A 13076-nucleotide genomic window follows, 5' to 3' on the forward strand; every position below is an offset into this window, starting at 1 on the left:
GGCGTCTCATAATTTCTTCACGCAAGAAATTACGTGTTGTTAAGGACTTGTATGACGCGTTGCGGGTATGGAACACTCGGGAAGTGTCCCCACACGCCCAACTTCCCCCATTGCTGACCCACAGCTAGTTGGGCTCATCACAATCAGTTGTACCTTTGGAGGGTATGAAAAATGACTCGGAATAAGCTTGCGCTTTCGTTGGCGGGTTTATTGCTGGCCCCTATTGCCGGCACCGCCTTCGCCCAGACCGCCCCTGCAGCCACGCAGGACCAGTCGCAGAGCCAATCGGCCAATTCCCAGAACACCAAGCAGCTGCAGACGATCACCGTGACCGGTTCGGCCCTGCCGCGCGTGGACACGGAAACCCCCTCGCCGGTGACCGTGATCACCGCCCAGGACATCGCGCGCACGGGCTTCACCACCGTCTCGGACGTGGTGCGTTCGCTCTCCGCCGACAACAGCGGCTCCATCCCCAATTCGTTCTACAGCGGCTTTGCCGCCGGCTCTTCGGGCGTCGCGCTGCGCGGCCTGACGGTCAACTCCACGCTGGTGCTGATCGACGGCAAGCGCTCGGCCAGCTACCCGCTGGTGGATGACGGCATCCGTTCGTTCGTCGACCTCAACACCATTCCGCTGGCCGCCGTCGAGCGCATCGAAGTGCTGAAAGACGGCGCCTCCTCGATCTACGGTTCGGACGCGATCGCGGGCGTGGTCAACATCATCCTCAAGCCCAGCTACCAGGGCGTGGAAGGCAGTGCCGACGTCGGCAACACGCAGCATGGCGGCGGCTTCACCAAGAAAGCCTCGCTGGTGGCCGGTACCGGTGACCTGGAAACCGATCACTACAACACCTACTTCAGCGTCGAGTGGGAACAGGACCAGCCGATTCGCGCCAGCGATCGCAACTATCCGTTCAACTCGGCCAACTGGACCGGTATCGGCGGCCAGAACACCAGCTGGGGCAACCCCAACCTCAACGGCACGGGCGTGGGCTCGATCTGGGGCACCGTCGCTCCGGCCGGCACCACCGCCGGCGGCACGGCCACCGGTCCCTTCCAGCCGCTGCGTCCCTGCGGCACCGGCAGCACCAAGGTCACGGTGCCGGGTACCGGTCCGGGCACGGGTACGTACTGCGAGCAGAACCAGGTGGCTGACTACACCTACATTCAGCAGAAGCAGAACAAGGGCGGCATCTACGGCCGCTACACCTACAAGTTCAACGACACCACCAAGGCTTACGCCTCGCTGAGCTACGACGAGAACAAGACCACCATCCTGGGCATGCCGCCGCAGATCCAGAACTCGGTGCCGGTCAACACCAACACCATCGAACTGCCGCCGACCCTGGCCAATGGCCAGCTCAACCCGAACAATCCGTTCGCGTCCCAAGGCGAGTACGCGCTGATCAACTACGCGTTCGGCGACATCCCGCAGCAGACGATCACCGACGATCACAACCTGCGCGCCGTGCTCGACCTGCAGGGCGAGTGGGGCGACTGGAACTACGAAGCCTCGCTGGTGGGCAACCATGAGTCGCTCGACTACCGCCAGACCGGCTTCCTCAGCTACAACGGCCTGATCAACGCGATCAATAACGGCACCTACAACTTCGTCAATCCGTCGGCCAACAGCGCGGCCGTGCTCAACTCGATCGCACCGCCCTACGCGACCACCGACACGTCGGACATGGACGTGTTCGACTTCAACGTCAACCGCGAACTGTTCGATCTCCCGGGCGGCGCGGCGGGCTTCGCCGGCGGCGTGCAGTTCCGTCATGAGGCGCAGGACGAACTGCCGCTCAACCCGGGCGGCATCTACCAGGGCCTGGGCGCCACGCGCATCATCGGCAACCGCAACGTCAGCGGTATCTACTCCGAATTCGACGCGCCGCTGCTCGATACCCTGGAGCTGGATGCCTCCGGCCGCTTCGACCATTACCCGGGCGTGGCCAACAACTTCTCGCCGAAGGTCGGCATGAAGTGGAAGCCGACCGACTGGCTGGCGGTGCGCGGCACCTACTCCAAGGGCTTCCGCGCCCCGGCCTTCGGCGAAAGCGCCGGCAGCTACAGCGCGGGCTTCACGACCACCTCGGTGCAGGGCCTGGGCGCTTCCCCGGCGTTCCTTGCCGCGCACGGCAACGATGCATATGTGACCAACCCCTACTCGATCGAAGAGGGCAGCTCGGGTAATCCCAACCTCAAGCCGGAGAAGTCGCAGAGCTTCACCTTCGGCGTGGTGGTGCAGCCGCTCAGCTGGCTGAATGCCTCGCTGGACTACTACAGCATCAAGAAGAGCAACGTGATCCTCCCGGCCGATCCGGGCACGGCGCTGTCGCAGTACCTGAACACCGGCACGATCCCCGCCGGCTACACGATGACCTTCGATGCGCCCGATCCGCTGCATCCGAACGCGCCCCTGCGTCCGGTGTTCGTGGGTGCGGACTACATCAACGGCCAGTGGCTGAAGACCACCGGTCTTGACTTGGACATGCAGGCGCATTTCGAGTTCAGCAACGGCATCAAGTACATCAGCGAAGTGCAGGCCACGCAGATCTTCGAATGGAAGGAAGACATCGGCGGCCAGATCCAGAGCTACGTGGGTACGCAGGGTCCCTACGGCTTGTCCTCGGGCGCCGGTACGCCCCGTACGCGCAGCAACTGGGCCAACACCGTCGAGTACGGTCCGCTCAGCCTGACCGCCACGGTGTACTTCACCAGCCACGAGTACGAGTCGGCCCAGGACATCACCGGTACCACCGCGTGCTACGACGCGCTGGGTGCCAATGGCGGTCCGCTGATCCCCGACTGCACGATGGCCTCGTTCACCTACGGCAACCTGGTGGGCAGCTACCAGCTGAACGACCACATCACGCTGACCGGCTCGATCGACAACGTCACCGACCGCAAGGCGCCGCTGGACCCGATCAACTACGCGGGCAACGGCTACAACCCGACGTTCGACTACGCCGGCATCCTCGGCCGCGTGTGGAACCTGGGCGTGAAGGTGAAGTTCTAATCGTCTTCCAGCGCCGCCTGTCGCGCGTTGCGCGGCAGGCGGCGGTACGAAGCACGAGCTGTACGTATCTGCACGAAGAACGGCGCGCCGGGCAACCGGCGCGCCGTTTGTTTTCCGGCGTCGCGCGGCACCGCCGGTCCCATGCCTCGCATGCGCTTCGCGCTAAAAATGCGTGCCGGCCGTCATGCAATATGTTGCGAAGCATGAATGCAGACGAAACACGTTTGGCCGTAAAAACGTTTACAACGCCAGTTTCATTGGCGTGCGGCGCGGGAAGCTGTCGTTTTGCCGGCGCGCAATATTTTGCGCAATGTTAAAGCCTTGTCTACGTGATCTCTATGTGTTAGACCGAACTCGAATTGGAGGGATCCAGGAAAACTTCCACCGGCCGATCGAAAGGCGACGCACGTGCGGCGAAACCTTTCGCGAGGCCATGTTTGGAGGGGCACCTGATGAAACGTAAGACGCTTGCACTTTCGCTGGCAGGTCTGTTGCTGACACCTGCCGCCGGGGTCGTTTTTGCGCAGGACACGCCTGCTGCTTCCCCGCAGAATCCGCAAAACGCGGCCCAGCAGCAACCCGCGCCGCCGCCGCCTTCCAGCGCCAAGCAACTGCAAACCATCACGGTTACCGGTTCTGCGCTACCGCGCATCGATACCGAAACGCCGTCGCCGGTGACGGTGATTACCTCCCAGGACATCGCCCGTTCTGGCTTCACCACCATCTCCGACGTGGTGCGCTCGATCTCCGCCGATAACAGCGGCAGCATTCCACCCGCGTTTTACGCCGGTTTTGCGGTCGGTTCGGCAGGCATTGCGCTGCGCGGCCTCACGGTCAATTCCACGCTGGTATTGATCGACGGCAAGCGCGCGGCGAGCTACCCCTTGGTGGACGATGGCATTCGCTCGTTCGTCGACTTGCAGACCATTCCGCTGGCCGCGGTCGAGCGCATCGAAGTCTTAAAGGACGGCGCATCGTCGATCTATGGCTCCGATGCCATCGCCGGCGTGGTCAACATCATTCTCAAGCCCGGGTTCCAGGGCGTGCAGGGCAGCGCCGAAATCGGCAATTCGCAGCATGGCGGCGGGTTCCATAAAAATGCCACGTTGCTGGGTGGCATTGGCGATATCGACACCGATCACTACAACGCCTACTTGAGCGCGGAGTGGGAGCAGGATCAGGCCATTCCCCTGCGCAGTCGCAGCTATCCGTTCAACAGCGCCAACCTTACGGGGATCGGTGGTCCGGATCTTCGTAACGGCAATCCGCTCAACACCAATGGTTCGACCGTCGGCACCGTAGCCCCCGCCGGCACGACGGCGGGCGGCGCGGCTACCGGCCCCTTCCAGCCGCTTGGCCCGTGCGTCGATGGCACCCAGTTGGAGACGGTTCCCGGCACGGGCCCGAACACCGGCAGCTATTGCGCACTGGATCAGCAAAATCAGTACGGCTATGCGCAGCAGTTCACCAATCGGGGCGGCCTGTACGGTCGCTTCACCTTCAAGTTCAGCGATAACACCAAGGCGTATGCATCGTTGAGCTACTACGAGTCGCAGCTTCACTCCAACGGGTTCCCGGCGCAGATTCAAAGCTCCGTACCCAACAACACCGACAACATCGAGCTGCCGCCGGGCAACCCGTCCAACCCGTTCCCGGGGCAATACGCCTTGATCAACTACCAGTTCGGCGATATCCCGAACCAGACCAGCACCGATACCCACAACCTGCGCGGCGTACTCGATCTGCAAGGAGTCTGGGGCGATTGGAATTATGAAGCGTCGTTGGTGGGCAACAGCGCGTGGATGCAATATGAGAACCTGGGCTTCATCAGCTACCAGGGGTTGCTCAATGCAGTGGCCGACGGCAGCTACAACTTCGCCAACCCCTCGGCCAACACGGCGGCCGTGCGCAACGCGGTGGCGCCCCCGTATTCGGTAACCAATAACGCGAACATGGATGTGTTCGACTTCAACGTGAATCGCGAATTGTTCGACCTGCCCGGCGGTCCGCTGGGCTTCGCCAGCGGTGTGCAGTTCCGGCATGAATCGCAGCTTGAAAACCAGCTCAATCCAGGCGGCATCTACCAGGGCCTGGGCGATACCTTCATCGTCGGCAGCCGCAACGTCAGCGGCATCTACACCGAGTTCGACATGCCGCTATTGGATTCGCTGGAGCTGGATGCTTCGGGCCGCTTCGACCATTACCCGCGCGTGGGCAATGACTATTCGCCCAAGGCCGGCTTCAAATGGAAGCCCACCGATTGGCTGGCCATACGTGCAACCTATTCGAAGGGTTTTCGCGCGCCGCAATTTGGCGAAAGCGCCGGCAGCTACAGCGCCGGCTTTGTCAGCAGCTCGGTCGAGGCGCAGGGTGCGCCGGCATCGTATCTGGCAGAACATGGCTACTCCAACTATGTCACCATCCCTTATGCGCTCGAAGAAGGCAGTTCCGGCAATCCCAACCTGAAGCCGGAGAAATCGCAGAGCTTTACCGCCGGTATCGTGGTGCAGCCTGCCAGTTGGCTGAGCGCGTCGATCGACTACTACAACATTCGCAAGAGCAACGTGATCGTGCCGGCCGATCCGGGTGTCGCGCTGCTGAACTATTACCAGACCGGCACGATCCTGCCGGGCTACACCATCTTGTTCGATACGCCCGATCCGCAGCATCCCACGGCGCCGCCGCGTCCGATCTTCGTGGGTGCCGACTACATCAACGGCAACTGGCTCAAGACCACCGGCGTCGATGTGGATGTCCAGGCACACTTCCATTTCAGCAATGGCGTGACGTTTATCAGCGAGGTATCGGGCACGCAGATCTTCCAGTGGAAGGAGGACGTCGCCGGCCAAGTGCAAAGCTATGTCGGCACGCAAGGTCCGTACAACCTGTCATCCGGTGCCGGTACGCCGCGCACGAAAGGCAATTGGGCGAACACGGTCGAGTATGGTCCGTTGAGCGTTACGCTCACCGCGTATTTCACCAGCCACGAATATGAGTCGGCGCAGGACGTCACCGGTACCACCGACTGCTTCGACACGCTGGGGCCCGATGGCGGCCCGCTGGCGCCCAACTGCACGATGGCCTCGTTCACCTACTTCAATCTCGTGGGCAGTTACGCATTGAACAACCACATCACGTTGACGGCGTCGGTGGACAACCTCACCGATCGCACGCCGCCGATCGATCCGCTGAACTATGCGGCCAACTTGTACAACCCGACCTTCGACTTTGCCGGTATCGTCGGGCGGTTCTGGAACGTCGGCGTCAAGGTGAAGTTCTAGGGATGCTTTGATTAATGCTTCGCAGGTGGCCTTCTGGACATCACCCCATCAAGTCAAATTCAAAGTGGTGGGGCTCGCGCTGTCTGTCCGCATGCCACAGGTCCATCGTCTTGACAGACAGCCCGTCTACCGGCGCCGATGGCCCTGTGACCTGCGAACAGACAGCGCGGGTGACACCTGCGAAGCATGGATCAGAGCATCCCTAGGGCCGGCAAAGGCGGCGCGCCGCTGCGCCGGCGCGCCGCCTTTCCATCGATGTGCCGGCGCGGGCGCTGGCGGAGCGGGGCCGTGTCGATGACAATGCGGCCATGCCCATCCGATCCGTATCCGTTAGCCGCGCATGCTAAGCCGCCTGTGGTTCGGCTTGTTTCTCGCGGCCGCGCTGGCGGCATTGGCGCGCTGGCTGATAGGGGGCGATGCGACGGTATTCGCGGCCATCGTCGGCGCATTGTTCGACATGGCCGATCTTTCCGTGAAGGTCATGCTGCTGCTGTTCGGCACGCTGACCCTGTGGCTGGGATTTCTCGCCATTGCCGAGCGCGCGGGGCTGGTCGATGGGCTGGCCCGCTTGCTGGGGCCGCTGTTCGCGCGCCTGATGCCGGACGTGCCGCGCGGGCATCCGGCGATTGGCTTGATCACGCTCAATTTCACCGCCAATGCGCTGGGGCTGGACAACGCGGCCACGCCGATCGGCTTGCGGGCCATGCGCGCGCTGCAGACGCTCAATCCCTCCGACAGTACGGCGAGCAACGCGCAGATTCTGTTCCTGGTACTCAATGCATCGTCGCTGACGCTGCTCCCGGTGACGGTATTCGTCTATCGGGCGCAGGCCGGCGCGCACGATCCCACGCTGGTGTTCCTGCCGATCCTGTTGGCGCACTTTGCGGCCAATCTCACGGGGTTGTTGTCGGTGGCCTACATGCAGCGCCTGCGCCTGTGGGATCCGGTGGTGCTGGCGTGGCTGGGTGGCGGTGGACTGTTGCTGGCCGGATTCCTGGCTTTGCTCGCATCGCTGGCGGCGGCCACGCTGGCCTCGCTGTCGTCGCTGCTGGGCAACCTGGCCTTGTTCGGCGTTATCGTCGTGTTCTTGTGCGCGGGGGCGTACAAGCGGGTGCCGCTGTTTGAAAGTTTCATCGACGGTGCCAGGCAGGGCTTCGACGTTTCCAAGGAGATCCTGCCCTACTTGGTCGCCATGCTCGCCATGGTGGGCGTGCTGCGCGCATCGGGCGCGCTGGATTTCGCGCTGGACGGCGTACGCTGGCTGGCGCAGCACGCAGGGCTCGATACGCGCTTTGTCGATGCGCTGCCCACGGCGCTGGTCAAGCCGTTTTCGGGCAGCGCCTCGCGCGCGATGCTGATCGAGACCATGCATCATTCGGGTGTGGACAGCTTTCCCGCGCTGGTGGCCGCCACGGTACAGGGCAGCACCGAAACCACCTTCTACGTGGTGGCCGTCTATTTCGGGGCGGTCGGCATCCGGCGCGTGCGTCACACGGTGGGCTGCGCCTTGCTGGCGGATCTGGCCGGCGTCGTGGCCTCGATCGCGGTGTGTTATTGGTTCTTTGGCAACATCACCTGACAGGAGAGCTTTGCATGCGTATGGGTTTGGCGGCCAACGCCCTTCATCACGACCAGGACGACGCGGCGCTGTTTCGCTGGCTGCGCGCATCCGGGCGTGGCATTCGCGAACTCAACATCGGCCTGCACGCGGTGGGGCGAACCTATGCCGCCATCGCCCGCGTGGGCTTGTTGGCCGACTATCCGGGCCTGGTGCGCTATCCCTACGGGCACGAGGGCGGCCTGATGAAACTGGTGGCCGAGGTGGTGGGCATGCCCGAGACTGGGCGCACGCTGGACGGCGCCATCTATTTGATCAACCCGGTCGATCCATCCTCGACCTTTCCCGAGGCGGTGGCGCTCAAGCGTCAGTGTGTCATTCACCAGAAGCCGTTTATCTCCACCGTGGCGTCGGCCCGCGACTGGATCGAGGTGGAACGCATCCATGCCGGATTCGCCCCCGATCCGGGTGCGGACGACCTGTTCGCGCTGGAATCGCAAACCGTTGCCATGATCGCGCACGATGCCATGAAGCCGCAGATGATGGCCTACGCCTCCGATCACTTCGACGTGCTGTCGCGCTTCGCGCGGCGCGTGGCGACCGGCACCACCGGGCAGCAGCTGAACGAGCTGGCCTGGGGCCGCGGCTGGCCGCAGGACAAAAATTGGGTGGAGCGTTTCCAGAGCGGCCCGATGGGCGGCGATGCGCAAATTGCCGATCTGGTGCTGGAACGCCGCTGCCGTCGCGCGGTCTTTTTCGAAGACCCGCACGTCGCGCGCCAGCACGAGGCCGACATCCAGTTGCTGGAGCGCGCCGTCACCACCGTCACCGACGGGGTGGTATGCATGACCTCGCCGCGGGTCGCCGCGCGCTGGGCGCATGCCGCCAAGCAGCGCGCCCATTACCGGGCCTAGGAGCTAGACATGTGCCTGATCGCGTTTGCCTGGCAAACCCATCCACGCTGGCGCCTGCTGCTGGCCGGCAATCGCGACGAGTTCCACGCGCGCCCCAGCGCGCCGCTGGCGCATTGGCAGGATCCGCCGATACTGGCCGGGCGCGACCTGGAGGCGGGCGGCACGTGGCTGGGCGTATCGGCGGCGGGGCGCTGCTGCGTCGTCACCAACGTGCGCGATCCGCGCGATTCGCAACACGGCGTATCGCGCGGCCTGCTGGCCACCGATTACCTCAAGGGCGCCGACGACGCCACCGCGCACGCGGCCACGCTGCTCGATGCGGCCGCGGATTATCGGCCGTTCAACCTGCTCACCTTCGATGCCATGCACGGCTTTTACATCGGCAACCGTCCACAACCGCGTGCGCAGCTGATCGAGCCGGGCGTGCACGGTCTGTCCAACGCCGATTTCAATACGCCCTGGCCCAAGACGCGCGTGCTTATCGATCGCTTGCAGGCATGGCTGGATGCCGGCCACGAAGACGATTTCGCACCCCTGTTCCGCGCCCTGGCCGACGAACAGCAGGCGCCCGATGAAGCCCTGCCTGACACCGGCGTGGGCCTGGAGCGTGAGCGCTGGTTGTCCTCGGCGTTTATTCGTGGCGAACAGTACGGCACGCGTGCCAGCACCATCGTGGCGATCGATTACCAGGGCAAGGGTCGCGTGCTCGAACGCCGCTTCGGGCCGCAAGGGCGCTTCGACGGCCAGAGCGAGCTGATGATCCAGCCGGCCTGACGGCGCGGCTCAGTCTTCGGGAAAGCGTCCGTCCAGGTAATACCAGCGGTCCTGCTCGCGCACGAAGCTGCTGATTTCGTGCATGCGCTGTGCCTTGCCGCCGCCGTAGCGCAGGCGCGCGACGAATTCGACCACCGCGCGCTCGCCGTGTACTTCATGCCGCTTCACGTCCAGGCCCAGCCAGGTGGGCGCGGGCTGCTGCGCGGCCAGTTTCAGGCTGGCCGGCCGCGTGCTGGGGTGCCAGGTGGCAAGCAGGTAGTCCTCGCGCTTCATGACATACGCGCTGTAGCGCGAGCGCATCAGCACCTCGGCCGTGTGTGCGATGGCGCCCCCGTGCAGCGGTCCGCAGCAGTGCGCGTAGCCGGCGTTGTTGCCGCAGGGGCAGGGGGTGAGGGTATCGATGGCTTGCAAAAGACTGAGGTTCCACAGTGTATCGCCGCCCATCCTCCGCCAGTCCGCGCCAAATGCAAAGAGGTACCGTGCAAAAAGTCATGCACGGCTTTGGCTGGCGATCGCTTAAAGTCATCAGGCTGCCGGGAGAGCAGCACCCACCTACATCGCATGCATCGGCCACTCTGGTTAGGGGCGACCGATGCGGAGATTGCCATGCACCCGATTCGTTCCCTGCTCAGCCTCACCGCACTCGCGGCGGCGATGTCCGTGGCCGGCGTCCAGGCGCAGACCGCGCCGCTCACGCCCGACATTCCGGCGTCAGGTTTTACCGCGCCGACCACCGCCAACGACTACATCAAGCGCGTGGTGATGATTCCGATGCGCGACGGCGTGAAGCTGCATACCGTGATCGTGATTCCCAAGGGTGCCACGCACGCGCCGATCCTGCTCACGCGCACGCCCTACCATGCCGACATGCGGGCCCAGCGCACGCAGTCGCCGCACATGCTCGACATCCTGCCGCAGGGCGACGAGGTGTTCGTGAAAGCCGGCTACATCCGCGTCTTCCAGGACATTCGCGGCAAGTACGGCTCCGAAGGCGACTACGTGATGACGCTTCCGCTGCGCGGTCCGCTCAATAGCGGCAAGGTGGACGAATCGACCGACGCTTACGACACCATCGAGTGGCTGTCCAAGAACATTCCCGAATCGAACGGCAAGGTCGGCATGCTCGGCTCCTCCTACGAAGGCTTCACCGTAGTGATGGCGCTGATCAACCCCAACCCCGCCTTGAAGGTGGCGGCGCCGGAAAGCCCGATGGTGGACGGCTGGATGGGCGACGACTGGTTCCATTACGGCGCCTGGCGCCAGACCAATTTCGACTACATCACCTTCCAGACCACGCAGAAGGGCACGGGCTACGCGATCCCGCGCGAAGGACTGGACGACTACAGCAACTTTCTGCGCGCCGGTTCCGCCGGCGACTACGCGCGCGCCAACGGGCTCGATGCGCTGCCGTTCTGGCGCAAGATCCACGAGAACCCCGCCTACACGCTGTTCTGGTCGGCGCAGGCGCTGGACAAAATCCTCGCCGACCAGCCGCTGAAAGTGCCCACCATGTGGGAGCAGGGCATGTGGGACCAGGAAGACATGTGGGGCGCCATCCACAGCTACGAAGCGATGGAGCCCAAGGACAAGAGCAACACCATGAACTACCTGGTGATGGGCCCCTGGCGCCACAGCCAGGTCAATTATGACGGCAGCACGCTCGGCCCGATGAAGTGGGATGGCGACACCGCATTGCAGTTTCGCCGCGACGTGCTGCTGCCGTTCTTCAATCAATATCTGAAGGACGGCGCGCCCAAGGCGAACACGCCGCCGGTGCTGATCTACAACACCGGCGAAAACCATTGGGACCGCTACACGCACTGGCCGCTGTCGTGCGACAAGGGGTGTGCGTCCAGGCCAAGGCCGCTGTATCTGGAAGCGGATGGACGTCTATCCTTCCAGGCGCCCGGCGCGAACGACGCCAAGTACGACGAATACGTCTCCGACCCGGCCAAGCCCGTGCCTTACCAGCCGCGCCCGGTGATCGGCTCCGATCACGACGCCTGGACGCACTGGCTGCTGAACGATCAGCGTTTCGTGGACGGCCGCCCGGACGTGGTTACCTATGTCAGCGAGCCGCTGACCGAGCCCTTGCACGTGGGCGGCGCACCGCAGGTGAACCTGATCGCTTCCACCAGCGGCACCGATAGCGACTGGGTGGTGAAGATCATCGACGTGTATCCCGATTCGGTGCCGTCCAACCCCGGCATGGGCGGTTATGAACTGCCGATTTCGCTGGATATCTTCCGCGGCCGCTATCGCACCAGCTTCGAGCATCCGCAGGCGATCGAGGCGAACGCGCCGCTGTTGTACCGTTTCGGCCTGCCGACGGTGAACCATGTATTTCTGCCGGGGCATCGCATCATGGTGCAGGTGCAGTCGAGCCTGTTCCCGCTGTACGACCGCAACCCGCAGACGTTCGTGCCGAACATCTTCGATGCCAAGCCCGCCGATTACGTCAAGGCCACCCAGCGCATCTGGCATACACCGCAGCAGGCGAGCTTTATCAGTTTCCCGGTGGTGTCAGGAAAATAAGCGGAAAACGGCGCCGGGCGGTGGTGTCCGGCGCCGTTGACATCAAACCGGCCGTCCGCGCAACACCCGTGCCGGCAGCATCAGCAACGCGGTGAGGAAGGAAAACACGGCGCTCACCGTAATGCCGACCAGGCGCAAGGGCAGCAACAGCAGCCACACGATGGGATACAGCACCAGCGCCAGCAGCGCGAGCGGCCAGCAGAACACCAGCAGCAGCAACCAGAGCAGAAAACCGACCATGGCGATCACCCGGGCAATGGAATCGTGCAAACTGTAGCGCAGGACGCAGCCCAGGCGAAGATGACTGCCGGCACCCTGGCCTTTGCCACATGCGGCCGTCTGCCAAAAGGATAAACAGGGCCTAGCTCATCGGATTGACGCCGATCAGCCAGGTATGCAGCCAGAACGCGAACAGCGCCCAGAGCACCAGGCCAATCACCGCGATCAGCATGTCGCCCTTGATGGTGCCGGGCGGATAAACCGTGCCGGCACGCTGGTCGCGGGCGCGCGAGACCGCGTAAAGCGCGATCGACCAGATCAGGAAGGGCAGAAACAGCACCACGTCATGCAGCATGCCCGTTGCCAGCAGATGGCCGAAGGACCAGATTTTCACCGCCAGCGTTTGCGGATGGCCGAACGTTGCTTTCAGATGATTGTTGGGCACGCGTGCGGCGGCCAGAAAGAAAAAGGCGATCAGCACCAGCAGCGCGTTGAGATGGCGCAGCCACAACGGCGGGACATAGAGCAGTACGGGGTGCTGCCGCGCCATGCCGAAACCCCAGATGATCAACACCAGGCCGACGATGGCGAAGATGGAGTAAATGCCTTTCCAGCGGTTCATGCCGATCCGTTCGATCTGGCGTGTGCGCCAACCGTCGGCGACGATGCGCAGGGAGTGGATGCCGAGGAAAAGGATCAAGCCCAGGACTAATACCAGCATGACGGTAACCTCACGGCGACGGTGTCTGTCGGTTGCACCTGCAGGCTGTGCATTTTGCC

Annotated in this window: 9 protein-coding genes; 6 read left to right on the top strand and 3 right to left on the bottom strand. The window is 63.5% G+C overall.

The genetic code is table 11. The annotated features are described in order from the left end of the window. Window positions 1–171 precede the first annotated feature (171 nt). From VME63_RS06910 to VME63_RS06930, 5 genes are all read left to right on the top strand, one after another. Entirely contained in the window at window positions 172–3015 is a 2844-nt protein-coding gene (locus tag VME63_RS06910; protein ID WP_325431626.1) for a TonB-dependent receptor, read from the top strand. Window positions 3016–3467: 452 nt separating this feature from the next. After that, window positions 3468–6296, top strand: coding sequence for a TonB-dependent receptor (locus tag VME63_RS06915; RefSeq protein ID WP_325431628.1), 2829 nt, complete (start codon window positions 3468–3470; stop codon window positions 6294–6296). Between the two features lie 340 nt (window positions 6297–6636). Next, window positions 6637–7875 (top strand): nucleoside recognition domain-containing protein, encoded by a 1239-nt coding sequence (locus VME63_RS06920; protein ID WP_325431630.1) that lies wholly within the window; start codon window positions 6637–6639, stop codon window positions 7873–7875. Between the two features lie 14 nt (window positions 7876–7889). After that, a complete protein-coding gene (locus tag VME63_RS06925; protein WP_325431632.1) occupies window positions 7890–8768 on the top strand; it encodes a methylglyoxal synthase in 879 nt (292 codons plus the stop codon). 9 nt (window positions 8769–8777) lie between these two features. Further along, window positions 8778–9542, top strand: a complete 765-nt coding sequence (locus VME63_RS06930; protein WP_325431634.1) for an NRDE family protein — start codon at window positions 8778–8780, stop codon at window positions 9540–9542. Window positions 9543–9551: 9 nt separating this feature from the next. On the opposite strand, the gene VME63_RS06935 is transcribed toward VME63_RS06930, so the two are convergent. Next, window positions 9552–9986 (bottom strand): YchJ family protein, encoded by a 435-nt coding sequence (locus VME63_RS06935; protein WP_325431636.1) that lies wholly within the window; start codon window positions 9984–9986, stop codon window positions 9552–9554. A gap of 162 nt (window positions 9987–10148) precedes the next feature. Here VME63_RS06935 and VME63_RS06940 point away from each other — a divergent pair, with 162 nt between their 5' ends. Beyond that, window positions 10149–12077 carry a CocE/NonD family hydrolase gene (locus tag VME63_RS06940; RefSeq protein WP_325431638.1) on the top strand — a complete coding sequence of 643 codons (1929 nt, stop codon included), beginning with the start codon at window positions 10149–10151 and terminating at the stop codon, window positions 12075–12077. 42 nt (window positions 12078–12119) lie between these two features. Here VME63_RS06940 and VME63_RS06945 read toward each other — a convergent pair whose 3' ends face one another. Continuing rightward, the gene (locus VME63_RS06945; RefSeq protein WP_325431641.1) at window positions 12120–12317 is read right to left on the bottom strand and encodes a hypothetical protein; all 198 of its coding nucleotides are present in this window, start codon (window positions 12315–12317) and stop codon (window positions 12120–12122) included. Window positions 12318–12438: 121 nt separating this feature from the next. Further along, entirely contained in the window at window positions 12439–13017 is a 579-nt protein-coding gene (locus VME63_RS06950; protein ID WP_325431643.1) for an NnrU family protein, read from the bottom strand. Window positions 13018–13076: the final 59 nt, after the last annotated feature.

Source organism: Dyella sp., from assembly GCF_035503745.1.
Lineage (GTDB): Bacteria > Pseudomonadota > Gammaproteobacteria > Xanthomonadales > Rhodanobacteraceae > Dyella_B.

What these genes read in the sequence shown, in the direction of transcription:
- VME63_RS06910 (WP_325431626.1), top strand. Translation starts at nt 172, where the DNA reads ATGACTCGGAATAAGCTTGCGCTTTCGTTGGCGGGTTTATTGCTGGCC.
- VME63_RS06915 (WP_325431628.1), top strand. Translation starts at nt 3,468, where the DNA reads ATGAAACGTAAGACGCTTGCACTTTCGCTGGCAGGTCTGTTGCTGACA.
- VME63_RS06920 (WP_325431630.1), top strand. Translation starts at nt 6,637, where the DNA reads ATGCTAAGCCGCCTGTGGTTCGGCTTGTTTCTCGCGGCCGCGCTGGCG.
- VME63_RS06925 (WP_325431632.1), top strand. Translation starts at nt 7,890, where the DNA reads ATGCGTATGGGTTTGGCGGCCAACGCCCTTCATCACGACCAGGACGAC.
- VME63_RS06930 (WP_325431634.1), top strand. Translation starts at nt 8,778, where the DNA reads ATGTGCCTGATCGCGTTTGCCTGGCAAACCCATCCACGCTGGCGCCTG.
- VME63_RS06935 (WP_325431636.1), bottom strand. Translation starts at nt 9,986, where the DNA reads ATGGGCGGCGATACACTGTGGAACCTCAGTCTTTTGCAAGCCATCGAT.
- VME63_RS06940 (WP_325431638.1), top strand. Translation starts at nt 10,149, where the DNA reads ATGCACCCGATTCGTTCCCTGCTCAGCCTCACCGCACTCGCGGCGGCG.
- VME63_RS06945 (WP_325431641.1), bottom strand. Translation starts at nt 12,317, where the DNA reads ATGGTCGGTTTTCTGCTCTGGTTGCTGCTGCTGGTGTTCTGCTGGCCG.
- VME63_RS06950 (WP_325431643.1), bottom strand. Translation starts at nt 13,017, where the DNA reads ATGCTGGTATTAGTCCTGGGCTTGATCCTTTTCCTCGGCATCCACTCC.